Below are 24,176 nucleotides of genomic sequence, written 5' to 3'. Positions count from 1 at the left end.
AGCAATATGCTGGCTTTTGTTATTTATGATATGGATATCACATTTAGATTTTGTATTTTTGTCATAATGTTTTACTCTAAATCTAACCTACTGATTTATTAAATTTTTGCATTGATAAAGACGATACTAAAAGCAGCGATAATTGGCCTGTTATTACAGTCGGGTGGTGTATACGCTGAGTCGCTGCCAGAGCGCATTGACAGATTTGTGGATCTATTTGATGAGTCGCAGGCGACGGTGTCTTACGATATTCGTAGTTTGCAGTCTGACTATCCCACACGTTTGCTCACGCCTGAATCTATGCTGCCTCAGACCGCCACGTATCCACTGCGAGATGTTCAACGTCTCTATAACCTTGCACAAAACTGTACAGGTAAACTTCCACTTAGCCCTTTAATCACCGAACCACTGGTGTTTACGAGAGCGATGTGTAAGGGAACTCAATTGAGCGAAAAATGGTTTGCTCGCAGTGCGTTGATTCATCCGGGCGGCGGCACATATGCTAGTCGTTATGTGTTGGGGCATCCTGACCAGTTGGAGAATTTACAACAGTACATGCATATTCAGGAGCGCGAACTCGCTCCGGATACGACCTTACTGGGGCGTTTACAGCGAATGAACGAAGATGCCGTCCTTGCTTTGATTTCTGGTTCGAGCATGTTCGTTGAGCGTAATGAGCTATGGTTACGCCAAAATGATAATTATCTCGTGTTTCCGGAGAGCGTATGGCGAAAGAACATCGAAACGGCAGGGGTTACATTTAATTTAAGAGACTCGAGCGCAAGTTGTTTTGTTCAACGCGGTAATTTGTGTTGGGAAGTTGAAGATCACTCTGATGTTTTACGCATTAGTATGGTGGTTTTAGTCATTGCCAACATTTTGTTGGTGATGGGCTGGTCTGTTTATCGCTGGAATACAAAACGACAAGAGATGAAGAGCAGAATGCTCATTTTGCAAATTCTGACTCATGAGCTGCGTACACCGATCGCCAGTTTGTCGTTAACGGTCGAAGGCTTTCGCCGTGAATTTGAAAAGCTACCCGAAACTGTCTACGACGAGTTTCGCCGTTTATGTGAAGATTCACGACGTTTACGTCAGCTTGCTGAAGCGAGTAAAGATTACTTGCAATCTGATAACAAACCTCTTGCAACAGACTGGGTACCATCGGTTGGAGAGTGGTTAGAATTTAAAGTTGAAGAAGAGTTTAATAGCAACGTCAAATTTGTCATAAACCAAGACGTGGCGGCCAAACTCAATGTATATTGGTTAGGAACCTGTATAGACAATTTAATACGCAATGCGGTTAAGTATGGTGTTGCACCCGTTGTTGTCGATGTGACAACAGCGAAACAAAAAATTACGGTTAAAGTGATGGATCAGGGCGAGTTGTCTGCTAAAGATTGGCGTCAACTTCGAAAGCCGTTTGTAAGTAAAAGTGGCCTAGGATTAGGCTTAACCATTGTAGAATCTATGGTTGGAAGGATGGGCGGAAAAATGTCGCTAGTTGGTCCACCAACAACGTTTATTTTGGAGATACCTTGTGAAACAGACACTGCTTCTCGTTGAAGATGACAAAAACTTAGCTGATGGCCTGCTAGTCAGCCTTGAACAAGCGGGATACGAATGTTTCCACTCAGAAACAATTGCTGACGTCACTCAGTACTGGGAAAAAGCGGATCTTGTCATCCTTGATCGTCAGTTACCTGATGGTGACTCAGTTGACCACCTTGTAGAATGGAAAAAGCTGAAAGATGTACCCGTTATCCTACTGACTGCACTAGTGACGGTTAAAGACAAAGTGATGGGTTTAGACGCAGGTGCGAACGATTATTTGACCAAACCTTTTGCCGAAGCGGAATTATTTGCCCGTATTCGAGCGCAACTGCGTGCACCTGAAGGGGATTCTTTCGACGACACTAAAGTGGTTACAGAGCATCTGATCATCGATAAGGCAACTCGTGAAGTTTTCTACCGAGACGAATCGATTACGTTAACGCGTACTGAGTTCGATTTGCTGCTCTTTTTGGCAAGCAATCTAGGCCGAGTGTTTACCCGTGACGAACTACTAGACCATGTTTGGGGATACAATCATTTCCCAACAACTCGTACTGTAGACACACACGTGTTGCAGCTGCGCCAAAAGTTACCAGGTTTAGAGATTGAAACGCTTCGTGGCGTTGGATACAAAATGAAAGCCTAATGGTTAAACCAAGCCTATTACTCGGTGCACTATTGGTCAGTGCACCGCTTTCAGCCCTACAAGTACCTTGGTTCGAAAGCAATTCACCATTAACGCAGGCGCATAAGCATCTGCTTAATGACGATCTTCCGTCTATGTTTTCGTCTCTAGTAGAAGTTTGGCAACTGGAACAGAATCGCTCTATCACACCTCATCTAAATGACCTTTTACTTCAGTCACTAGAAATAGATTGTGGTAAAACACTCGACAATAAATCGTTACCTCAATGGGTCAATAATGTCATCGTACGTCGGACAGATATTCAAAGTCCTGGCCGTGATGCATACCGTGCTATCGTAGAGGTCGAAGCCAGCAAAGAGATCAAAGACATTTCTTTAACGCGTTGGGTGTCTAAGCCAATTTCGACAGACAATACTTTTACGGAAGCAACCCCAAAAGACAACGAAGTCGGAACTAAGGTTTACACCAAACGATACAATCTAAATAGTCGCGTCACCATGGGATTATATCGAATTGATGTCACAGCCGCAGATCAGACATCTTGGAGTTCGTGGCTAATTCTTGGGGAACCGAAAGCGTCAGTCTCAGTGCGCTGGAATGCCAAAGCCCAATGGAAAGTAGAGCGTAACGCTTTACTCAATCCACATTGCCCACTGCCTAAGCTGGATACATCGGTCTATGACTATGTCGATGGCAATTATGTTCGTGTTTGGGGACAAACCGTTGATGCAGATTATCCAACTTCACTCGGCAACATTGGAATCGAACCAGGACGCTATGTTTTAGCGGTCGCAATTAGTCATCAACGTTGGCAAGGGCCGATAATTGTTGAACAATCACAAATAATTAGCAAAACGTATGATGTTTCAGTAGAGGAATAATTAAAGTTGATAGACAATAGGTCGCTATAAACACATGGAATAAAAAGTTTATACCGATATGAAAAAACAACTAACACTCTTATCGTTGTCTATCGCTTTGGCTTCGGGAACGGCTTTGGCAGCTAACTACGCGATTGAAGCTCGCGGAGATGCAATGGGTGGCGTTGGCGTTGTCTCGGCAAATTTTCTAACTGCTCCTTTCTACAACCCAGCACTCACTGCAATCTATCGTCGTAATGATGACGTTGGCATGATCACACCAAGTTTTGGTTTATCGTATAGCGATGAACATATGATGGTTGATGACCTCGACAAGGCCGCAGGCTTAATCGACAAAGCGATTGGTGGTGACTATTCAAACATATCAGAACTAGGAACGACCTTAAACGCCCTAGAAGGTGACATTGCAAAACTTGAATTTGGTGGTGTCGTTGCATTTGCAATACCAAACCAATATGTAGCAGCGAATGTGTTCGGCAAAGCCTATGCAGAGTCATTTGCGCAAACAGATATCTACAAAGGTGCTAACAGTGGTATCGACCCAGCACTTAATCCTGCCATAAATGCAGAACTAAGTGCAGTAAATGCTGTTGGTGTCGGGGTGACGGAAGTGGGTATTTCATTAGCTAAATATCAGACATTCTTAGGCCAACACATTTCATTCGGTATTACACCAAAGCTTCAGCGGATCTACACTTATGTATATTCAGCTAACTTGAACAACTACGACATTAAAGACATTCGCGATAACGGCACTGGTGAAACCATGTTCAATATGGACGCTGGTTTTCTTTGGTTTTATGGCCCGCTCAGAGTTGGTTTTGCTGCAACAAACTTAGTCTCTCGTGACATTAATACTCAGGAGTTGGCTGGTTCTTCCGTGACTTCTAAAATCGATGCAACGCAAAGCCGTACATTTGATCCTGTTAGTTACTCATACCAGATGAGACCACTTTATACCGTGGGTGTTGGATTGGTTGCAGATTACGCGACGATTAGTGTGGACTACGATTTAAATGAAGAAGAACGCTACACCAACTTTAACGACAACACTCAGATGTTAAGAGTAGGTGGTGAGATTGACATCATGCGCCAGTTAAAACTGCGTGCAGGTTGGAATCGCAATCTGGCTTACGACAATCTTGATGACACGGTTACTGCGGGTATCGGTTTGTCTCCATTGAACCTATTCCAACTTGATATAGGTGCGAGTTACACCAACGAAAATTCAATGGGAGCCTACATTAACTTCCTGACAAGCTACTAACTAAATCGTTAGGGTAGGTCACTAGCCTTTCTCTGTAATTCGTACTATAGTCGGCTCCTAAAATATCAGGAGCCTTTTTTATGTTTGACGATTTGCCACCACTGACACACGAACAACAACAAAAAGCAGTCGAAGAAATTCAAAAACTAATGGCAGAGGGCATGAGTACAGCACAAGCGATTAAAGTTGTCGCTGAACAGATTCGAGAAAAAGCTGCCAATCAGTAATCGACGAGAAAATACTAAACATTATAAAGAGAGCAGGGAACTGCTCTTTTTTTATACCTGTTAGACCAAGGCGCACTATAACTAAATCTCCATACCGACAAACAATAACGAAAATCCTCCACTCCAACGTACGTAGCTCAATCAACTAAAAATCATCGATTCTGTAAGTTACTGAAAGTCTGCTCGGTAATGGCTGGTAATTATCGACTTTTAATTATTTCAATAACTTAGCGTGGAATTTTGTGCTATTGGTGGTTGCCAATAAACATGATTTGTAATTAAATTACATAAATGAAAGTACTGTGTGCAAGCGCTTACTGTTACCCAGTGTATTGTTCTGTGGGGTTGCGGCGTAACGATTCCCGTATCGTAATTTCATGGTATCGATATATGCTGTTTGTTTACTGAAGTTTGGTGTTGTGGTTTGAAAGTACTGAAAAAACGTCACACTAGTTGATGAATTGGATTCCATTTTGTGATGTCTCTGATAGGCTTAGAAATATAGTGAATCACAGGAACACATAATGAACCTACGAACTAAATTCAGCCTAGCCGCTGTTTTTTTGGCGATAACTGCCTCGCCAGTAATCGCGAAACAGCAAGACGTTATCGCAGAGTCTATTGCTTTGCCCACGCTAGAGGTGGCGAAGCAAAAGCAACTTTCTTTGACCCTTCGAGGAGTAGAGTGCGGCAGCAGTGAGTATTTCGTCGATAATGAGAGTGTTAGTATTCTTGCGAATGGAACGCCCCTGGAGTTTGCAAGAACTTGTCATGGCGATATTCTGAGGTTTACGCCTGTTAGCCGTAGCGAGAACGATCTATTCGTTGAAATACTGCTTTCAAATCGCAATTTAAACCTACGTTATATGGCCGGCGCACGCTCATATGCGTACAACGATTGGCAATTAGCACCGGTTAAGCAAGCCCTAAAGTAGTGACACTGTAACAAAGTTGATAGGGTATTAGGGGCTAATCCCCTTTTCTGGTTAGCCCCTAATCTATCGGGCGCAATATTGGCGTTACGGTGTAACCATGCATAGTAAGGCTAGCGCACATCATAATCGGTAAATGACATACAGAGAAAGGTGATTGCTGACATAGCTTTTGAACAACGGTTAGAGTCTCAGGGAAAAGAAAACCGCACGAATAACCCATATCCGGTCAATGATTGGCTGCTTTCTCTACCACGAGAAAAACAAGCTAGTGTTGTGGTTTATTTATATAGCTTGGCAGAGTCTAGATGTCTGGATTCTGAACGAGATAAGCTTATTGATGCTCTTGAAAGCGAAAATGAACAACACGCTTTAACTATGTTGAAAAAAGAAGGTTGGTTGAATATCCCTGTTTACGGAGAACTAGCCACAAGCAAACAAGATAAAGCGTTAATTAAATTGACCGAAGACGATAAGAAAGCACTGACTCAACTTACTGAGCAACACTATTTACCTTTTAACGGCATAGGTATGGGAGAATTACTCTTCAAGTTCAGGCATGACTAAACGACGAGCCCACATACGTGGGCTTTTTTGTGACATCTAAGGTATGCAAGAGCAATTGCACGAATTAAATAGCGGTACGCAGTACATTGCCGAACTCTATGAGCCAGTTCGGCTTTTTTCTATTAATAGCTTGATCAATATGAGCCTAAGTAAATATGATATATGATTTATATAACAAGTCGTAAGTTGGTTAAAATAATGGACAAAATTACAGCATCTCTACTCGATGCATTTACAACTCAGAATGAACTTTCAAAATTAGATGAAGCTACTCAATTTGAACACTTCTCGAATTTTTGTTTGGTATCCAAATTATACCGAGGCAGCTTCGAACTAGAAGATGTCCATTCAGGTGCAGGAGGGGATTGTGGAATCGATGGTCTTTGCTTGCTTGTAAACGGGCGAATGGTTACCGACGTAGATCAGTTAAAGGATATTGTTCAGCATGCAGATTGCCTAGATGCAGACCTTGTTTTTATCCAAACGAAGACATCTCGTTCTTTTGAATCTTCTAAAATTGGATCGTTTATCACTGGCATTAAAGACTTCTTGAGTGATGAACCGCAACTTGTACAAAACGATACAATCAAAGCGTTTAAGGAACTTTGGGAAGAGGTCATTGCAAATTCCCAATTTATGATAAATAGGTTGCCGAATTTAAAGTTATTTTATGTTTGCACTGGTAAATGGACTAATGACCAGAATCTACAAGCAGTAATCAACTTGGGTGTACAAGAAATCGATAGCGAAGGTGTTTTTGGAGACATCACGTTTGAAGCGCTAGGTGCCCAAGATATACAACGTTATTATCATGATACTAAAAATAAGCTACAAACTACTGTTAAGTTCAGCAGCCGTATAACTCTTCCTGATATTGAAGGTGTATCTGAAGGGTACTTAGGGTTGATGAGCTTTCCCGAATACTTAAAACTAATCCAAGATGAAAGCAAGACAATACATAACATATTTGACGACAACGTACGTGACTTCCAAGGTGGAAATGCTGTAAACAAAAAGATAAAAGCGACTCTAACAGACCGGAAGTTCGAACTATTTAGCGTGTTGAATAATGGAGTGACAGTTGTCGCATCTTCAATTACCCCCGCTGGTGACCGATTCACTATCCGCGATTACCAAGTTGTAAATGGCTGTCAAACAAGTCATGTACTACATGATTGTCAGGAACTAGACGGCATTGAAAAGGTGAATGTACCAATCAAAATTGTTGTGACTGATAACGAAGAGGTTAAGACCAATATTACCCTAGCTACTAATAGTCAAACTGAAGTTAAAACTGAGCAGTTGGCTGCCTTAGGTGCCTTCCAAAAAGAGCTAGAGTTGTATTATCAAGCGGAGGAAAAAACAGCAGCTTTACCGCTATACTATGAACGTCGTTCTCAGCAGTACAACTCGAATTCGGCGATTAAGCGCACACAGATTATTTCTATACCAAATCAAATCAAAGCATTTGCTTCAACGTTTTTGAGTTCACCACACCTAGTATCAGGATACTACGGGACAATTGTTAATAGATTCAAAGACCAAATTTTTTCTGAATCACACGTGTACTCTCCTTACTATGTAAGTTCATTGTGCTTGTACCGAATCGAACAGTTCTTCAGAAGTGGTGAGCTTGATAGCTCGTATAAAAAAGCGAGATATCACTTATTGTTAATCGTCAGAATGCTGGTAATGGGCGTAGACTTACCTCCATTCAATAGCAATAAATTAGACCGACAATGTGAAGAGTTTAAAGCTATTCTGTCAAACGAAACGCAAGCCCTAGATTTATTTAAGAGAGCTATCACAGTGCTTGACAACTCTCCGCTCGATAAAGATAAACGTCAATATAAAGCGGAAACTGATACAGAAGCGTTGATTGATTACTTAAAAAAGTTAAACAAATAATATCGGTTAACTGAAACTTTCACCCCGTATCGCTATACGGGGATGATGCAGCCTACGCGCAAACATTGCCGACAACATTTGAAGAGCGTAGGGAAGGGTAATCAATCTCAACACTCGATTGATTCTCCGTAAGCGATAGGAACGCCAACACTGCTATGCTCGCTGCTCAGTCTTCGCGACTGCGCATAGCGTGTTTGGCTTCTCTGGGTTGCAGTGGCATTGAGCGCCACTGGTGCGGTTAGTCTCTGCGAGGCTGGATTCTAGCAGTGCTGAGGCGTTTTTGTGGCATCAGCGAGTGAGATATTGTCCCACAGTGATATGCGTTCATTAACACCAAGCCCTGACTTGAAGTGAATACAAGCGATTTGATAGGCTCGATGGACGTATACAACCGTTTGGATATTTAACGATGCCACAACCTTGTTACTTAACCATAATAGGAACCAATCAAGGGTTAATTACCCGAAACGCTGGTTCACACGATTCTGTAGGCGATGGGGCGGTCGAAACTCACCAACACGAAATATTAGTTCAAAGTATTGGACATCTGATTCTTACCCCCACAGACCGACAAAGTGGTCAACCTAGTGGACAGCGTGTTCATGGTCCATTAAAAGTGACTTGTGAAATCACGAGCGCTTTACCACTGCTGTACAATGCATTATGCCAAGGTGAGACCATAGAATCGGTCTCCTTAGACTGGTATCGAATGTCATTGAGTGGGAGACAGGAACGTTTTTTCACGACATCATTAACAAACGCTCGTCTTAGTGAAATTCAAGTGCTTTTGCCTGATTCCAGAGAGGATAAAGCAAGCAATATCAACCAATTCGTAAACCTGTTTTTCAACTACCGCAAAATAGAGTGGGCGCACCATATGGCGAGTACTTATGGCACAGACGATTGGCGGAACCCTGTAGAGGCTTGATCATGATAAATATTGCACAGTGTGAAATGGATCCAGACCGTTTATCTGTATCGGGTATTAAAGCGGTAGAAGAGATTATCGATACGATAGAAAGCGCGAACCTGTTAGCGAAAGTGATCGCCGTGATCCCGTTTTTTGATATTTTTCTAAAAGGTCAACCTCATGAAAAGCTGACGAACGTTGCAACGTATGATTGGGAGGGATTTGCTAGAGTAATGACTTCTATTAGCAAGGTTCACAGAAAACAAATTGAAAAAATTGCGTATAATCAATGGTTAAAATCTCAAGGAGCAGAGCATGAGTTTTGGAAGTGTGTGTATCAAGCTATGTAGTGTTTTTGCTCTCATAGGATGTTCTTTGACTTATGCTCAAATTGAAATTCCAGCACATTTGGGACTTAAATCCGCTACTGCAATAGAAGCATATACAAGCTTTATGCAAAAGTTTGATGAGTGTGGGGACAAAGAAAACCGCACGAATAACCCATATCCGGTCAATGATTGGCTGCTTTCTCTACCACGAGAAAAACAAGCTAGTGTTGTGGTTTATTTATATAGCTTGGCAGAGTCTAGATGCCTGGATTCTGAACGAGATAAGCTTATCGATACTCTTGAAAGCGAAAATGAACAACACGCTTTAACTATGTTGAAAAAAGAAGGTTGGTTGAATATCCCTGTTTACGGAGAGCTAGCCACAAGCAAACAAGATAAAGCGTTGATTGAATTGACCGAAGACGATAAGAAAGCACTGACTCAACTTACTGAGCAACACTATTTACCTTTTAACGGCATAGGTATGGGAGAATTACTCTTCAAGTTCAGGCATGACTAAACGACGAGCCCACATACGTGGGCTTTTTTGTGCGTCACATTCAACGCACATTACAACTGAAAATACTTACAAATTGATGTTTTCTGGGGAGTGGGATAGTTACTTTAGACTTATGGGGTTTTAAGCATACTGTTAACTGCTAGATGTACTTTAAAGTGTACATGTCTAACGTGTAGGTTTATACTTGTTCTGTTAACTGTACATGTGGAGGTGCTATGAGAGTTGTCTCTTTTACTGAGGCTAGAAATGGTCTTAAAGCCGTGCTGGATGGTGTCGTGAACGACGCTGACACCACGGTCATCACGCGTCGTGATGCTGAAGATGCCGTTGTGATGTCTTTAGACTATTACAACAGTCTGATGGAAACCGTGCATTTGCTGCGTTCACCGCAAAATGCAGAGCATTTGAATCGTTCTATCGCACAGTATCGAGGGGGGAAAACAACCCAGCGAGATCTGATCGATGAGTAGTGAGCGCCGTTTATTGGCGTGGACCGATGAAGCCTGGGGGGATTATGTGTATTGGCAAGGCCAAGACAAGAAAACCCTCAAGCGCATCAACAAGCTCATTACCGATGTGAAACGCTCTCCGTTTGAAGGTATTGGTAAACCAGAGCCGTTAAAAGAGAACTTATCTGGATTCTGGTCACGAAGAATTGATGATACCAACCGACTGGTTTATGCCGTCGATGAACAATCCGTAACGATTATTTCGTGCCGTTACCATTATTAAAAGCCGGATATGCTGTTTTTTATATATGGGTCGGGGAGTTACTGTTCAAAAGACACAGATTTCACACAGAGCGTGTTGGCCGTTGTCACACCCAGAACCATTACACCCTGTCAATCCTAGTTTGAAATGTCCTGTTCTCAGCCAAGTAGAAATGTCCCTTTATGAACGAAATAGAGGAGGTGAGTTAGGTTTTACTGTCAGAAGCTTTGAAGGTTTCTGGTGTGATGAGAACTGGGTTTATCGCCCTTAGTTGTTCCTGAACCGCTCTTTGTTGCGCTCTACGTTTCGGCGCTTTTTTACTTCGGGTTCGCTTTTGCTGTTGTTCGAATTCCTGTTGTTTTTGTTGGGCAAACTTCAATACCTGACCTAATCGCTTGTTATCAACCACTTGGGCTTGCATCACTTTGTCGAGCTTATCGAAGGTTTTGAAATTGAGTTTTCGATGGCCGTATTGGATGGCAACTTCGCCGTTGGGATAGTCGAGCACTTTGACATTCTCGTGCACCAATCTTGCGTTTTCTTCATTATCTTCAATAAGATAAACGACTTTATCGTATTGAAACGTCAACGATTTTGAGAGCTGTTCGCACATATCAGTTCGATTCCTAACTCTTTCAATACGCGCCCATATTGAGTTTGACCAACTTGCTTGTGTTTCTCCTGATTAACGCGAAAAATCGAGTGCTTATCGCTGTAAAACGCGATCGGTTTACCATGCTCATTCAGGTATTTTCGGGTTGCCAGCATGTAATCAAAAGCGGACTCGGTTTCACTGAACTGTAAGTTCATCAAGCGTCCAGTCGCATCATCGATGAAGACCAGTAAGCAACATTTGTCAGAGCGTCCTTCAAACCAATCATGGTGAGAGCCATCAATTTGGATCAGTTCACCTAAGCAGTCTCGGCGATAACGAGGTTGATAGATTCGAGGTTTTCGCTTGGAATGTGGAACCCAAAGACCATCAGCGATCATCCATTGACGCAGAGTCTCTTTAGATACAGCGAGGTTGTGTTGTTCTGAGAGTTTCTCTAGAGCGAGCGTTGGTGAGAAATCAGAATAGTAGTTGTGAATGATCTTTAGTATTTCAGCTTTAAAATCTTCAGAGTAACGCCGGTTACTAGGACGACCACGAGCAGCGTGTGCGAGACTTTGAGCACCTAAAGTGGAGAATCGATTGAGTAAGCGCCGGATATGACGAGCAGACACATTTAGAATAACTGCAGCATCAACTTGACGTAATCGCTTTTCACGGACGTCAGATAAAACCTTAAATCGATAAATATCTTTTTCACTCATCGTAATCAACATCGGTTAGAGCCTCAAAAGCAAACATATTGTTAATCTTAGGAGGACATTTTAAAGTGGCTAAAACCGGACATTACTAAATTGCTCTAACAACCTCAGTGCGTATTATGTATATTATGTTAAATGATATACATGATACAGCTAAGCTATTGCCCCGTTTGACTTACTCTACTGCGTTTATCGCCTAAGTTATTCAACATAATTGATTTACCATAAAATACCTAATAATCAGTAAGATAATCAAAGATTAATTTACTGATTATTAGGATCATTACTTATCTGTCGTTTATACGTTACCAGCGTGCCATCATTTTGATTCGCGGCTAATGCATATTGATTTGAGTAAAACTGACGATAAAAACGGGTAACTAATGAAAGGAAGGATGATTCATGAAAGTAAGTAGAGCAGCCAAACTGCTCTACAGAAGGAGGAATTGAGGCGAATTAACCACCCGCTAACTTTACGGTGTAGCCTCTTTTTTCGAGGAACACTTTGATTTTTTCGCGAGCGTCGCCTTGAATTTCAATTTTTCCATCCTTAACGGAACCACCACAGCCACAAACTTTTTTTAGCTCGGCAGCGAGCAGTTTTAACGGAGCATCGTCTAGATCTAGACCTGTTACGATTGAAACCCCTTTTCCTTTGCGACCTTTAGTTTGGCGCTCGATTCGAACGATACCATCACCCTTTTCTCTTTCGGGCTTTTGAACTTCTGGTTTGATACGACCAACGTCAGTACTATATACAAGAGTCATATTATTTCTTCTGTAGCTGTTCCGCTTTCTGTTTGGCCAGCAAGTATGCCTCTATATGCTTTTGAATAGCAAGCTTTCCGCCTTTGATTAGGCGGCCATTGAAGAAGCAGTACCATGAATTGGGTTCACCAGTATCATTCTTGATTGTAAAACCGTGGAAATTTTCTTGGGATGGTTTACCTGATCCTGCCTTTTTATTGGCAAGAGAACTAAACTCTTTTGGATCAATGATTGTTGCAGTGTCGCAAAACCAATCAATACTTTTCTTCACCGCCGCCATGCTTCCTGTCAGCAGATGATTTTTAATTTGAACTTGCCAAATTTCTGTAGAGTTTCCAGCAGTTTTGAGGGTAAAGCCTCGATAAGTTGCAGCAGCCATAATCATTATTATCTTCTTATACAGTAAGTTTAATAATAATTGTAAATTGCTCATTTTCAAGTATATTTAGTACACATTTATTGGTTATAGTGCGTGATTATGAGGAAAACTGTTCGTGTCATCACAGATGAAGCATTAAAAAAGAACCTTGTTTTAAAGTTCTCTTCATGCATTAGTGTAGACGATGTCGATGAGTTAACAGAAGGTAACTACGCACGTAACTCACTGTTAGCTATGCGCAAAGACTGGAACTTGTTTGTTGCATTCTGTGTAAATAAGCATGTATCTCCTCTACCTGCTTCTGCCACTGCGGTCAGGTTATTCCTGGAGAAAGAATCAACACACCGAAAACTAGCAACGATAAAACGCTACAGTGTAACAATAAGCCTTATTCACCGAATTCTTGCAGACAGTGACCCAACCTCTAGCGTCGCCGTTAGAACGGTACTATCGCAACTTCGTATCAATAAGAAGCAAGACGCTAAATCTACGACACCTTTTACACGCTGGCATCTAGACGATCTTGCAGAGAAGTTAGCCCACTCTACTCAGCTAAGCCATATTCGTAATCTCGCTATCTATTTTGTGATGTTTGAGTGCATGTTAAAGCGTTCAGAGTTAAAGAAGCTCAATTTCCAAGATTTAGATTGCGCGGAAGAAAATATAGGCGTGATCTTGGGTCCAAACCGGTATCCGTTATCATCTCAAGCAACTCTGTATATGAATAAGTGGCTGACATACCGAGGCCTTCATCAAGGTGCACTATTCAGCGCGATTGATAAACACGGCAATTTAAACAGCTCATCACTCGATGACTCTTCAATCTATCGCATACTGAGGGCTGCCAGCGATAAGCTGGGATTGGATCTACAGTTTTCGGGGCAGTCGCTTCGGGTGGGCGCTGTGACAGAAATGGCCGATCAAGGTATTAAAGTAAAAGAAATTCAACACTTTGGTCGATGGCAAAGTGCTGCTATGCCCTATCAATATCTTGGCAACAGGACACAAGCAGCCGCTGAACGGTTAGCTTTTAAAAGCTTCAAACCTTGGAATTAAAGTGAACGACGCACACAATCGGCTAAGAAATTAGCGAACTTATGGCCATTGTTTTCAAGCATTTTAGGGAACATCGAAATTGGCGTCATTCCCGGGAAAGTATTAACCTCATTTAAGTAGATATTACCTTCCGGAGTGAGGAAAAAGTCGATACGTGATAAATGTCTTAGTCGCATCTGAGTAAATACTTTTTCTGAGCTAGAGCGAATCATCTCGAGCTGTTGTGAAGTTAAGTTGGATGCTTCAACTTCTGTTTTTGAATGGCTTGAAGCGCTGTACTTCTCTTCGTAGGTGTAGAAAGCATCTTCCGGTGCAATGACTTCGCCTGGTTTAGAAATATAAAGCTTGCCTTGATATTCATACGCAGCGACTTCAAGTTCACGAGGCTTAACCGCTTGTTCGACCAACACTTGATCAGAATAACTAAACGCGTCGTTAAGCGCCTGCGGTAACTGTTCGATATTAGTTACCTTGTAACAACCAACCGAAGATCCTTGGCGAGCCGCTTTAACAAATACGCTGCCCCACTTTTCAAATACTTCCTTACTCGCTTGGAATGCTTGTTCATTATTATCTGATAAAAAGATGTAAGGTGTGTTTGGGATGCCTAGCGCGTCGTACCATAGTTTTGACGTGATTTTATTAAAGCTGTTCGAACTTGCTTCAGGGCCGCAACCTAAATACGGAATGCCAGCCAACTCTAACATAGATTGGATATCGCCAGTCTCTCCAGGAAAGCCGTGGATGCACGGAACAATGAAATCAAGCTTAACCGAATCGTTATCCGTATTAATCGTTCCTGAGTTAGTGTCTAGATACGCAAGTTGACCGCTCTCGGTATACCATCCATCTGTTTTCATCTCGACACGAATAACCTTGAACTCTGGTGTAAGCTCGAGCTGAGATTGAATAAAGTTAGCGGAAACGAGTGACACTTCGTGCTCTGATGAGCCACCGCCACAAAGAAGTAGAATTGTCGTATTAGTCATTTAGTAGATCTTTCCGTGATACAACAGAGGGATTAGTTTAGCCATGATAATAAAAAGTACGCTAACTTACACGGTTTTAGGCCGTAAAAAGCAACAATACCGTTTGAATGACCATTAATTAAGCATGAAAAAAGGGGCTAGATGCCCCTTCTTGATTAATTTAGCTTGTTCAGTGTTGGATATTGCGAGTTCTTGATTTCGTCAATGCTCTTAACAAAAGGCTGAAGCGTGCGGAATTCTTCAGGTAGTTCAGCTATTGCCGCTTTAGCATCGGTACGCGTTGCGTAATCACCGTAGAGCACAGTATACCATTTGGTACCGTTGACCACCTTATAGTTTTCCCAAATCGGCTGATTATCGCGAGGAAGTTTGCGCGCAAAGTGATCCACTTTTGTTTGGGAACCTACCGCAACGACCTGAATCGTGAAACCATAGCGTGGGTTCATTGCTTGTTGTTTTGATGTCGGCGGGATAATTGCTACGGCTGGCTTAGTTTGTGGTTTAGTTTGAACCACTGGCTTCTCCATAGCCACGACATTGCTCTCAGTAATGTCTGCAGTCGCTCCTTGCTGTGTCACAACAGGCTGTTCAACCTTCGCTGCTTTGTATTCTTCACGATAGCTTTCTGAACTGACGTCAGTAACGTATTTGTTCGACACACATGCAGAAAGCACCATTGGTAAGCCAACAATCGCAATTTTTTTCATGAAATTTTCAAATGCCTTAACTAGAAATTACTGTAAATCATGCCGTTAGATACGCTGAGAATCAACCCAACATTCTAATTATATATCAATACTCTGTGACATAAGGCACAAACTGAGCTGGAACCCAAGTGATCTGATTAAAACAACATCAAATCTTCCAAGCAATCACAGCCAAGGTTAGATAGGATATTCTTCATCGCTCGCTTTGGAGCATCCGTAATGAGTCACTTGAATCATCTTTTGAAACCTCGTTATGTTGCCGTTATCGGCGCGTCAATTAAGCCGATGCGCGCTGGCAATATCGTGATGAAAAATCTATTACATGGTGGATTTGAAGGTGCAATCATGCCTGTCACACCGAAATACTCATCGGTTTGTGGTGTACTCGCCTACCCCACGATAGATGATCTGCCAATCGTTCCTGATGTTGCGATTCTATGTACCCATGCGCGCTATAATCAGCGGCTTTTTGAGCAAATGGCGCACAAAAAGGTAAAAATGGTCATTGTTCTCTCGGCCGATATGCATTTTGCCAACGACGAGGGTGTGAGCATCCAAGATGCCTGTTTGGAAATAGCAAAACAGAGTGGCATGCGAATCCTAGGCCCTAACAGCCTTGGACTAATCTTACCTTGGGCCAATTTTAATGCTTCCTTTTCGCCCGTAACTGCCAAACAAGGCAAAATCGCTTTTATTTCTCAGTCTGCGGCTATGTGCACAACAATACTCGACTGGGCTAATGACAAAAACATCGGATTTTCAGCGTTCATTTCACTTGGTAATGCGCTTGATATTGATTTTGCAGCCTTACTCGATCATTTGAGTACCGACACGCATACAGAAGCAATCTTGCTTTATGTCGATACCATTAAAGATGCTCGACGTTTTATGTCTGCCGCTCGTGCCGCATCACGCAACCGCAGGATCTTGGTGCTAAAAGGAGGAAAAACGTTAGCCGGACGTATCGCTGCAAGGGCGCATACTGGTGGCGACGATACGCTCGATATTATTTATGACTCAGCCATAAGACGTACTGGTATGCTGCGAGTTAACAATTCGCACGAGTTATTCGCAGCGGTTGAAACTCTAACTCACTCTGTACCGCTACGGGGTGAACGTCTGGCCATTATCACTAATGGTGGTGGCCCCGCTATCATGGCGGTCGATACATTACTAGAGCGTGGCGGCCAACTTGCTGAGCTGTCTGAGGAAACCATAGAGAAACTCAGCACGATCTTGCCAGCCAGTTGGAGCCATAACAACCCAATTGATATGGTCGGTGATTCCGATCATACCCGCTACGTTGATACTCTTAATGCGCTGATGGATACCGACTGTGCCGATGCGATCTTAATCATGCACAGTCCGTCCGCTGTCGCCCAATCTGAGCAAACCGCCCTCGCTTTAGTTGAGGCGATTAAATCCCATCCAAGGCATAAACGCTTTAACTTCCTCACTAATTGGTCAGGCGAACTCACCGCAAAACCCGCAAGAGATATTTTTACTCAGGCGGGCATTCCTACATATCGCACTCCTGAAAGCGCGGTGGTTGCATTCATGCACCTTGTGGAATACAGGCGCAACCAAAAACAGTTGATGGAAACTCCCACAACTGCCGAGCCAGTGCACGTGACCGAGATAAATGAAGCGAAAAAGTGGATTGAAGAAAAGTTACTGGACAAAAACACAGTGTCTCTAGATACACACCAAATTGGGCCATTTTTACGCCACTTTAATTTTAACGTCCTGCCAACTTGGATAGCGTCAGATTCAAGTGAAGCCGTCCATGTCGCCGAGCAAATTGGTTACCCAGTTGCGGTCAAGCTTCGTTCTCCTGATATTGCACATAAGTCTGACCAGGGGGTAATGCTCAATTTGCGTAACAGTGCCGAGGTAGCCAGTGCGGCTGAAGCCATACTCGATCGGACGAAGCTCTCGTACCCTTCTGCTAATATCCATGGTCTGTTAGTACAGGGGATGGCTAAACTGGCCGGCGGAGAAGAGATTCGAATTAAAGTCAAAACAGACGAAACCTTTGGTCCGGTCATTTTAATTGGTCAAGGCGGTTCTGAATGGGATGAGTCGATAGACGCAGCCAGTGCCCTTCCTCCGCTCAACATGGCACTCGCTCGCTACTTGATCATCCGAGCGATCAAAAATGGCAAGATTCGACCTCAGAAACTTCCAGAGCCAATGGATATTCATGGATTGTCGGAGTTATTGGTAAGAATCTCTCAAATGGTGGTCGATTGCCCGCAAGTTCATGAGCTGGATATACATCCAGTACTGGCAAACGGTTCCAATTTTACCATCTTAGATGCAGACCTGATACTAGAGCGCTATGAAGGTGATGCTCAAGAGAGACTCGCTATCCGTCCTTATCCTGTCGAGTCGGAAGAACTCATCACCCTTAAAGATGGCGAAGAAGTATTACTACGACCAATACTTCCTGAAGATGAGCCCTATCATGCCGATTTTATTCACAACGTCTCTAAAGAAGATCTCTACAAGCGATTTTTCAGTGACGTCGGAGAGTTTAATCACGAGGCATTAGCAAACTTAACTCAAATCGATTACGACAGAGAGATGGCATTTGTAGCAGTCAGTCAGTCTCGTGAAGGTTGCCCTATTATCGGTGTTTCTCGAGCACTGATTAACCCAGAAAATACAGATGCTGAGTTCGCTATTTTGATTCGCTCAGATCTTAAAGGAAATGGTTTGGGCAAAGTACTGATGACCAAAGTGATAGAGTACTGCCGTAACAAAGGCACCAAGCAGATGTCTGGGATGACAATGCCAACCAACCGCGGAATGCTAATGCTGGCACAAAAACTCGGCTTTAAACTCGATGTTCAGTTTGAGGACGGCATCGCCGACATGGTGTTACCACTCAATGATTAATATCAAGGGAGCGATTCAGCTCCCTTTGTTTTACATCTTTGCGTTTGCTTTCCAGTGTTTCATTAAGTATTGAATACACCAAGATTTTGCTTCGCCTATCTTATTGCGTTTCCATGCGAGGATAATCTCGATCGGCTGTGATTCAACATCGGTAATTGCCTTGAGTTCACCGCGTTCAATCATCGCTGTCGCAAGGGCTTTAGGTAAAGTACCTATGCCTAAGCCAGCTTTGAGCGCGTCAACCTTGGCGGCGAAATTGGTCACCGTCAAACGGGGCTGTCTCTGGATAATATTCACACTGATCGCCGGTTGTTCTCGAGCCGTATCAGCGATGGCGATGACGCGATATTTTTCACGCGCTTTGTCATCAAAATGGCCACTACGCTTGTGGACGTAATGATCCGTCGCAGCAACCCAAACCATTTCCATACTCCCAATCACTTCTGCTTTAACATCCTGAGGCAAGGTATCCATCTTTGGGCAAACGAGCAGATCGGCACGACCTGTATTGAGAGCCTCCCAACAGCCCGCAAGGATCTCCTCTTGCAACTTGATACGAGTGGAGCTTACGTTGCCAAGGTCGTTGACCATTTGGAAAAAGTTATTAACCGGAATAATGCCATCATAGGCGAGAGTGATATCGAGCTCCCAGCCGTTTGCAAGCACGCTAGCATCATTGACAAGTTTTTCTGTCGCCGCAAGTATCGTACGGCCGCGTTCAAGGATCAGTTTACCTGCTTCGGTGAAGTTCGCTTTATGACCAGAACGGTCAAAGATCATAATGTCGAGATCTTGTTCCAACTTTTGGATCTGGTAGCTCAGCGATGACGGGGCGCGGTCTAGCTCGTTGGCGGCAGCTGCAAAACTGCCTCGTCGTTCGATAGCATCTAGTATATGCAATGCTTCAAGTGTGATTGGACTTTGCATGTTGTTGTGAGTCGCCTTTAAACTTGTTACCGACAAAGATTGTCTGATACGTTAGCACGTTATGGCTCTAGTATGCGCATTTAGATTAAAAAAGCCACCTCAAGAGGTGGCTGGTATGTCATTCGTTTCACTAGAAATTGTATTGACCGGAAATTCGCAATGAACGACCTGGTTGATACACTTGTGTCCAAGCTTGTCGGTAGTTTTCATCTGTTGCGTTAATCACAGCGAAATCAACCTTTAGTCCCGTAAGTCGCTCACTTGGCTCCCAAGACGCATAGAGGTCAACTAAGGTGTAATCTTGGTAAGGCCCTGTCGTATCATCGTTAGGTAGGCGCTCTTGATCGGCGACCAAGGTGACTTTCGTGCCAAGTTTGGTGTCATAGTCCCACAGTCCGTATTCAGCACTCGCAACCCATTTATCTGCTGGCATCGAAGATAGCCACTCTTGAGTATCGCTGTCTTTACCACGAGTCTGTCCATAAGAAAGTCCCAATTCAAGATTTGATACGGCATAGCTGGCCATTAACTCAAAGCCTTCAATACGAGCATTTTCGATGTTTTTCTGCGTACTTGTGCCACCACACGAAGTGCCTGACGCCATGATACATGAGATCATGCTCGCACGGTCAGGTACCGTTACATCAAGATTGATCAAATCTTCCACTTTGTTTCTAAATGCTGCCGCAGTAAATGACAGTTTGTCCTCGACAAAAACATTTTCAAAGTCGAACTGACCTTTAAGTTCAATGTTATGAGATTTTTCAGGATTTAGCTCAGGGTTAGGTACGAAGTCATTGGATGCTGGCCCCATAGAGAAGTGGGTACCAGACATAAACAGTTCTGATGTATTCGCCGCTCGGAATGCTTCATCGTAACGTAACGACCATAGCATCCACTTCTGAGCTTGCCATGCCAATCCTACTGAAGATGATAAAGAATCTTTGGTATTGTTGTCATAGCCCTTAGCTTCAGATTCAAAGCGGTCGTATCTCATACCCGCATCTAGCATAAGCGTAGGTAAAATATCGTAGTTAATATAGGCAAACGCACCGAGATTCGTTGTCTCAGCGTCCTGAGGAAGATCTGGTCGACCTGACACAGACGCAGCACGAGTTGCATCAAGCTGATCACGATAGGCGTCCAGACCAGTAAGGACTTTCCACTTCCCTAGCTCAGACTGGTTATTTAGGTTCAACCCTATTGTGTTAATCTCTGAAATATCATCAGACGTGTAGCTCGGGTCACGCTCAGAGATCTTGGAACTGTTTTTATACAAAGACGATTCTAAGTTGATAAGTTCCGAGTCTGGGTTATAGGCGTATTTTAGTGCGATAGATGAATCTTTCACTTTTCGCGATATCAGCTTATCTGGATCATTAATCTGACCACTAGAATCGCCCACGACTGGTGGACGCCCATCGAGATCAGCGTATCTGAGGCTTACTCCCAATTTATGGGCTTGGTTTACTTGCCAGTTTAATTTCGCAAGACCAGTTAGACTTTCTGACTTGGTTCCATAAAGGGTGTCGCCGTTACCTTGCTGCATATCGCCAGAATCACTGTAACTGCCGGCCAGAATCCAGTCTACTTCATCTTGCTTCGCTGCAATTGCAGCAGAATTTGTCCATACATCGCCATTGTCTTGGTAACCGAGTTTTACTCGTCCACCAAGCCCCTGATCTTCAATCAAATCATCAGCAGTCAGCGTATTTTGAATGACAACACCGCCAATCGCGCCTGAACCATATAGTGAGCTTGTCGGCCCCTTGACCACTTCTAAACTACCCAGTAGAGCAGGATCTAAAAAGTAGCTTGGACGATGTTCATATTGAATATTTTGTCGCGTTCCATCAATGACTTGTAGAACTTTATTACCACTTAAGCCGCGGATGTTGATGGACTGGTTCCCAGCCACATTCGCGCCAACGGCAGTTAAGTTAGGTTCATACTTAATGGTTTCTGCAACAGAATTGGGTTGCATTTCTTCAAGTTGTTGACCATCTATACGACTCAAAGAACGACTTTTATCTTGATTTGTTTTATCAGCTAAAGAAGCTGTGACAACTAATTCATCAAATGTGGTGGTGTCCTGAGCATGGACATTAGTTGCGCTGAGAGCAAGCACCACTGCTGATGCTATAAGGCTGAAGTTGGCTTTCATTATCCGTAATTTCTCATGTTAAGTTATAGTTCTCGCGCTCATTATACAAATACAAATGATAATTACTATCACTTTCATTAAGTAATTTTACTACCTAGTACGAGAAAGCTATGCGGATAACAAAATGGTTGATAGCGAAGCCAGAAACTAAAAAAGCCCCTATTAAGGAGCTTTTTGGAGTTTATTCAAAAAAGGAAAAGAAAATTGGTATGAATAAACCGATTATTTTGCGCTTGCCATCTCTTTCTTAACCATTACAGCTGCTGCAACGATGAAAGCGATGATGAGACCTAGCTCCATTGTAAACCCTTAATGTAAAGTTGGAAAAACCGAAACGAAACTGCGGCTATTCTAACACCTTTACAAAACAATGATACCTATTAACGAGATTTTTACGTTTTTTATCGACTCAGATCAAAATTCGCACTCTCAAGCGTGTTTTAAACAATTATCGCTATTCATGATTGGAGAAAATGTCACAAAAGAATATTCTGAATATCGGTTACTTCATAGTGACTTTTCCGCCAATAATCTTGAATGCTGGCGTGCCTCGAACTAATGTATCCCTCGCGAATTCGATACCACAACTCGGACAAAAACAGGGGTTATCCGTGTGATCTTCAACTATTCGCTCTTTAAAACATTTAACTAAAGCCCCCTTGCCTCCTTTTCGGTATTTAAACAGGTGACACTTACATTTCGTACACAATACGTCTATGGTCTTAGAGGGCTGTTTTTTATTGGGTTTGGCCAAAATAACTACTCTTCTTTTTGTTCAAAAGTGAGATCCAAGGCTGGTTTTACCCATACTTTACTAAAGTCGAACCAGCCTAAAGCGTTACATTTAGCGTTTTGTAACGCCCCACACTGGTCTTTGCTAACTCCTAGCCAACAATGAAACATTGGGATAAGTTGCATCTTTTCAGCCAGAGATTTCCCGAGCTCTTTCGCTGGAAAACTAGCATTTTCTGTTGCTTGCCACTGTTTTACTACTTTTGTCCAATATTCGAAATCTTTACTCATGCTTAAGGCTTCGATATCACTGTAATTGAGCAACCAACCTGCTAGCGCGTCATCTCGATTGGTTGCAATTCCCATCGGTTTTATCCAAATATCCACTTCCGCGGTATCGTCAACTGTCAACTCATACTTAATCAGATTCACGCTCAATCCATCGTGCTTGAGTATCGCTTCAATACACTTCACTAACGTTGGAAACATTGGGTGTTGAGCGTGGTAAGCAATCGTAACAGTTCGGTAAGATGGTGGAGAGGTGTAACCCTGTTTTGTATGATGGTACCAGCCTGGTTTTAGCCCATGCGCAGGCAGAACACCTAGCTCAACGATTTTTTCCTGTGGTAGCTGCTGGAACAAGTTGAGTGTACTTAATCGATGGCTAAAATAACTCGCCCATTCATCACTCACCGCCAGCCCATTTTTACGATTGAGCAATAGCAGTGTGCATCCAGGATCAAGTTCTACTTCATCTCCATAGTTTGCAACGTCCGGCTTAATCGGCTTTGCTAGGCTTGGAAACACCATCGATGAATGCGCTTCGTCAATTACCCACACTTCCACTCTGTCAAGTAAAGGTCTAAAGCCGAAATAGCCATCAAATGCTTGCAATACCAATCGTTTATTATCATTTTGTACCACTTTATAAGGACCAGTTCCGATCGGAAACAGATCGAAATTGTCAGCCCTGCTCTCACTTGGTAGCATGATTTTTGCGCAGGACTCGGAGAGCAGTAGCGGCAGATGGAAATCGTTTTGTGTTAGGTGAATATCGATTATTTGCTGTGCTGGAGATTCTACTCGTGAAAAATGGGAATAAAGATTTTTACTTTTTAGAGACGAAAGGCAATCAACAATGTTTTGCATGGTGAGTAGATCACCATTGTGAAAACGTACACTCGGTCGGATATAGAAACGCCAATGGGTTGGAGTGAGCATTTCCCATGTATGGGCAAGGTCGGGTTTTAGCTGCTCAGATTCATCGATCTGAGTCAAACCACTGAAGATTTGCTGAGTAATATGAAGTTCAGAACGTCGCATCGGTACGCTTGGGTTAAGCGTCGTCAATGGGCGGTAATAAGGGAGACGAACAACCTGTTGACCCTCTTGATGGACGATGCCGAGATAACTCTCCACCACTTGGGCCAGTTTAGCACTATCATGGTCTAGTACTTTTAGTGCTTGACCAATTTTCCCCTCTTCCAAGTATCGTCGAGCAAGATTCTCACTAACATCGGCTCGGCTGCGCTTGAATATCAGTTGCGAAAGTTTTCCTCTTCCAGGAGCTGGATGCCACTCTAACCAGCCTTCTTCTTCCATTTTGTTGAGAACGATACGGGCATTGCGTCGGGTGCAGAATAAGATCTCTGTGATTTCTTCGAGCTGTACACCACAGTCTTGACCTTTGTAATGTTCAAACAGGGTTTCAAATTGGACTCTTAGTCTTGGGCTGCTCATAAAGAGGAAAACTCGTTATTATTAATCTAACAACGAGTTTCCCCATT

General features: G+C 43.0%; 23 protein-coding genes and 1 pseudogene. 15 read left to right on the top strand and 9 right to left on the bottom strand.

The window, feature by feature from the left end:
- Positions 1-102 precede the first annotated feature (102 nt).
- From vxrA to QTN94_RS02740, 13 genes are all read left to right on the top strand, one after another.
- Positions 103-1,566, top strand: a complete 1,464-nt coding sequence (gene vxrA / locus QTN94_RS02800; RefSeq protein WP_443088776.1) for a sensor histidine kinase VxrA — start codon at positions 103-105, stop codon at positions 1,564-1,566.
- The gene (gene vxrB / locus QTN94_RS02795; protein WP_138970607.1) at positions 1,541-2,200 is read left to right on the top strand and encodes a response regulator transcription factor VxrB; all 660 of its coding nucleotides are present in this window, start codon (positions 1,541-1,543) and stop codon (positions 2,198-2,200) included. Before vxrA ends, vxrB begins: the two co-directional genes overlap by 26 nt.
- Positions 2,200-3,081, top strand: coding sequence for a DUF2861 family protein (locus QTN94_RS02790; RefSeq protein WP_331416625.1), 882 nt, complete (start codon positions 2,200-2,202; stop codon positions 3,079-3,081). The genes vxrB and QTN94_RS02790 overlap by 1 nt, the downstream gene beginning before the upstream one ends.
- Before the next feature lie 58 nt (positions 3,082-3,139).
- Positions 3,140-4,348: a conjugal transfer protein TraF gene (locus QTN94_RS02785; RefSeq protein WP_331426780.1), complete on the top strand. Its 1,209-nt coding sequence runs from the start codon at positions 3,140-3,142 to the stop codon at positions 4,346-4,348.
- Between the two features lie 80 nt (positions 4,349-4,428).
- A complete protein-coding gene (locus QTN94_RS02780; RefSeq protein WP_138970604.1) occupies positions 4,429-4,575 on the top strand; it encodes a YoaH family protein in 147 nt (48 codons plus the stop codon).
- A gap of 524 nt (positions 4,576-5,099) precedes the next feature.
- Positions 5,100-5,510: a hypothetical protein gene (locus QTN94_RS02775; protein WP_138971501.1), complete on the top strand. Its 411-nt coding sequence runs from the start codon at positions 5,100-5,102 to the stop codon at positions 5,508-5,510.
- A 150-nt stretch (positions 5,511-5,660) separates the two neighbouring features.
- Complete coding sequence (locus tag QTN94_RS02770; protein ID WP_331426778.1) at positions 5,661-6,074, top strand: hypothetical protein; 414 nt, start codon at positions 5,661-5,663, stop codon at positions 6,072-6,074.
- A 198-nt stretch (positions 6,075-6,272) separates the two neighbouring features.
- The gene (locus QTN94_RS02765) at positions 6,273-7,982 is read left to right on the top strand and encodes an AIPR family protein (protein ID WP_331426777.1); all 1,710 of its coding nucleotides are present in this window, start codon (positions 6,273-6,275) and stop codon (positions 7,980-7,982) included.
- Between the two features lie 409 nt (positions 7,983-8,391).
- The gene (locus QTN94_RS02760) at positions 8,392-8,910 is read left to right on the top strand and encodes an Hcp family type VI secretion system effector (protein ID WP_331416618.1); all 519 of its coding nucleotides are present in this window, start codon (positions 8,392-8,394) and stop codon (positions 8,908-8,910) included.
- 2 nt (positions 8,911-8,912) lie between these two features.
- Positions 8,913-9,242: a hypothetical protein gene (locus QTN94_RS02755; protein WP_331416617.1), complete on the top strand. Its 330-nt coding sequence runs from the start codon at positions 8,913-8,915 to the stop codon at positions 9,240-9,242.
- The gene (locus QTN94_RS02750) at positions 9,208-9,741 is read left to right on the top strand and encodes a hypothetical protein (RefSeq protein ID WP_331416616.1); all 534 of its coding nucleotides are present in this window, start codon (positions 9,208-9,210) and stop codon (positions 9,739-9,741) included. The genes QTN94_RS02755 and QTN94_RS02750 overlap by 35 nt, the downstream gene beginning before the upstream one ends.
- A 215-nt stretch (positions 9,742-9,956) precedes the next feature.
- Positions 9,957-10,211, top strand: coding sequence for a type II toxin-antitoxin system Phd/YefM family antitoxin (locus QTN94_RS02745; RefSeq protein ID WP_331426775.1), 255 nt, complete (start codon positions 9,957-9,959; stop codon positions 10,209-10,211).
- On the top strand, positions 10,204-10,473 hold the full coding sequence (locus QTN94_RS02740) for a Txe/YoeB family addiction module toxin (protein ID WP_331426774.1): 270 nt from the start codon (positions 10,204-10,206) through the stop codon (positions 10,471-10,473). The genes QTN94_RS02745 and QTN94_RS02740 overlap by 8 nt, the downstream gene beginning before the upstream one ends.
- A 184-nt stretch (positions 10,474-10,657) precedes the next feature.
- Here QTN94_RS02740 and QTN94_RS02735 read toward each other — a convergent pair.
- The 3 genes and pseudogenes from QTN94_RS02735 to QTN94_RS02725 all read right to left on the bottom strand — a co-directional run bounded on the left by QTN94_RS02735 (position 10,658) and on the right by QTN94_RS02725 (position 12,913).
- Positions 10,658-11,769 (bottom strand): annotated as a pseudogene (locus tag QTN94_RS02735) (ISNCY family transposase).
- A 453-nt stretch (positions 11,770-12,222) separates the two neighbouring features.
- Positions 12,223-12,534, bottom strand: a complete 312-nt coding sequence (gene yciH, locus QTN94_RS02730; protein ID WP_331426772.1) for a stress response translation initiation inhibitor YciH — start codon at positions 12,532-12,534, stop codon at positions 12,223-12,225.
- A 1-nt stretch (position 12,535) separates the two neighbouring features.
- Positions 12,536-12,913 carry a DUF3319 domain-containing protein gene (locus tag QTN94_RS02725; protein WP_331426771.1) on the bottom strand — a complete coding sequence of 126 codons (378 nt, stop codon included), beginning with the start codon at positions 12,911-12,913 and terminating at the stop codon, positions 12,536-12,538.
- Between the two features lie 99 nt (positions 12,914-13,012).
- Here QTN94_RS02725 and QTN94_RS02720 point away from each other — a divergent pair, with 99 nt between their 5' ends.
- Complete coding sequence (locus QTN94_RS02720; RefSeq protein ID WP_331426769.1) at positions 13,013-13,969, top strand: tyrosine-type recombinase/integrase; 957 nt, start codon at positions 13,013-13,015, stop codon at positions 13,967-13,969.
- On the opposite strand, the gene QTN94_RS02715 is transcribed toward QTN94_RS02720, so the two are convergent.
- Both QTN94_RS02715 and QTN94_RS02710 read right to left on the bottom strand, forming a co-directional pair.
- Positions 13,966-14,958 (bottom strand): D-alanine--D-alanine ligase, encoded by a 993-nt coding sequence (locus QTN94_RS02715; RefSeq protein ID WP_331426767.1) that lies wholly within the window; start codon positions 14,956-14,958, stop codon positions 13,966-13,968. The two genes, QTN94_RS02720 and QTN94_RS02715, sit on opposite strands and share 4 nt — an antisense overlap.
- 155 nt (positions 14,959-15,113) lie before the next feature.
- A complete protein-coding gene (locus QTN94_RS02710; RefSeq protein WP_331426766.1) occupies positions 15,114-15,665 on the bottom strand; it encodes an SPOR domain-containing protein in 552 nt (183 codons plus the stop codon).
- Between the two features lie 219 nt (positions 15,666-15,884).
- Here QTN94_RS02710 and QTN94_RS02705 point away from each other — a divergent pair, with 219 nt between their 5' ends.
- Positions 15,885-18,566, top strand: a complete 2,682-nt coding sequence (locus QTN94_RS02705; RefSeq protein WP_331426764.1) for a bifunctional acetate--CoA ligase family protein/GNAT family N-acetyltransferase — start codon at positions 15,885-15,887, stop codon at positions 18,564-18,566.
- Positions 18,567-18,596: 30 nt separating this feature from the next.
- Here QTN94_RS02705 and QTN94_RS02700 read toward each other — a convergent pair whose 3' ends face one another.
- The 4 genes from QTN94_RS02700 to QTN94_RS02685 form a co-directional block, all read right to left on the bottom strand.
- A complete protein-coding gene (locus QTN94_RS02700) occupies positions 18,597-19,493 on the bottom strand; it encodes a LysR family transcriptional regulator (protein WP_331416611.1) in 897 nt (298 codons plus the stop codon).
- Positions 19,494-19,623: 130 nt separating this feature from the next.
- Entirely contained in the window at positions 19,624-21,657 is a 2,034-nt protein-coding gene (locus tag QTN94_RS02695; RefSeq protein ID WP_331426763.1) for a TonB-dependent hemoglobin/transferrin/lactoferrin family receptor, read from the bottom strand.
- 502 nt (positions 21,658-22,159) lie between these two features.
- A complete protein-coding gene (locus QTN94_RS02690) occupies positions 22,160-22,411 on the bottom strand; it encodes a hypothetical protein (RefSeq protein ID WP_331416609.1) in 252 nt (83 codons plus the stop codon).
- A gap of 5 nt (positions 22,412-22,416) precedes the next feature.
- Entirely contained in the window at positions 22,417-24,129 is a 1,713-nt protein-coding gene (locus QTN94_RS02685) for an SgrR family transcriptional regulator (protein ID WP_138971485.1), read from the bottom strand.
- Positions 24,130-24,176: the final 47 nt, after the last annotated feature.

Source organism: Vibrio sp. M250220, assembly GCF_036533795.1.
Taxonomy (GTDB): domain Bacteria; phylum Pseudomonadota; class Gammaproteobacteria; order Enterobacterales; family Vibrionaceae; genus Vibrio.
Note: the sequence above shows the minus strand (reverse complement) of the source record. Positions and strands in the feature narration are given on the sequence as shown.

Bases quoted from the DNA above. Each gene is read 5' to 3' on its own strand.
- QTN94_RS02790 (WP_331416625.1), top strand. From the start codon at position 2,200: ATGGTTAAACCAAGCCTATTACTCGGTGCACTATTGGTCAGTGCACCG.
- QTN94_RS02785 (WP_331426780.1), top strand. From the start codon at position 3,140: ATGAAAAAACAACTAACACTCTTATCGTTGTCTATCGCTTTGGCTTCG.
- QTN94_RS02780 (WP_138970604.1), top strand. From the start codon at position 4,429: ATGTTTGACGATTTGCCACCACTGACACACGAACAACAACAAAAAGCA.
- QTN94_RS02775 (WP_138971501.1), top strand. From the start codon at position 5,100: ATGAACCTACGAACTAAATTCAGCCTAGCCGCTGTTTTTTTGGCGATA.
- QTN94_RS02765 (WP_331426777.1), top strand. From the start codon at position 6,273: ATGGACAAAATTACAGCATCTCTACTCGATGCATTTACAACTCAGAAT.
- QTN94_RS02760 (WP_331416618.1), top strand. From the start codon at position 8,392: ATGCCACAACCTTGTTACTTAACCATAATAGGAACCAATCAAGGGTTA.
- QTN94_RS02755 (WP_331416617.1), top strand. From the start codon at position 8,913: ATGATAAATATTGCACAGTGTGAAATGGATCCAGACCGTTTATCTGTA.
- QTN94_RS02750 (WP_331416616.1), top strand. From the start codon at position 9,208: ATGAGTTTTGGAAGTGTGTGTATCAAGCTATGTAGTGTTTTTGCTCTC.
- QTN94_RS02745 (WP_331426775.1), top strand. From the start codon at position 9,957: ATGAGAGTTGTCTCTTTTACTGAGGCTAGAAATGGTCTTAAAGCCGTG.
- QTN94_RS02740 (WP_331426774.1), top strand. From the start codon at position 10,204: ATGAGTAGTGAGCGCCGTTTATTGGCGTGGACCGATGAAGCCTGGGGG.
- yciH (WP_331426772.1), bottom strand. From the start codon at position 12,534: ATGACTCTTGTATATAGTACTGACGTTGGTCGTATCAAACCAGAAGTT.
- QTN94_RS02725 (WP_331426771.1), bottom strand. From the start codon at position 12,913: ATGGCTGCTGCAACTTATCGAGGCTTTACCCTCAAAACTGCTGGAAAC.
- QTN94_RS02720 (WP_331426769.1), top strand. From the start codon at position 13,013: ATGAGGAAAACTGTTCGTGTCATCACAGATGAAGCATTAAAAAAGAAC.
- QTN94_RS02715 (WP_331426767.1), bottom strand. From the start codon at position 14,958: ATGACTAATACGACAATTCTACTTCTTTGTGGCGGTGGCTCATCAGAG.
- QTN94_RS02710 (WP_331426766.1), bottom strand. From the start codon at position 15,665: ATGAAAAAAATTGCGATTGTTGGCTTACCAATGGTGCTTTCTGCATGT.
- QTN94_RS02705 (WP_331426764.1), top strand. From the start codon at position 15,885: ATGAGTCACTTGAATCATCTTTTGAAACCTCGTTATGTTGCCGTTATC.
- QTN94_RS02700 (WP_331416611.1), bottom strand. From the start codon at position 19,493: ATGCAAAGTCCAATCACACTTGAAGCATTGCATATACTAGATGCTATC.
- QTN94_RS02695 (WP_331426763.1), bottom strand. From the start codon at position 21,657: ATGAAAGCCAACTTCAGCCTTATAGCATCAGCAGTGGTGCTTGCTCTC.
- QTN94_RS02685 (WP_138971485.1), bottom strand. From the start codon at position 24,129: ATGAGCAGCCCAAGACTAAGAGTCCAATTTGAAACCCTGTTTGAACAT.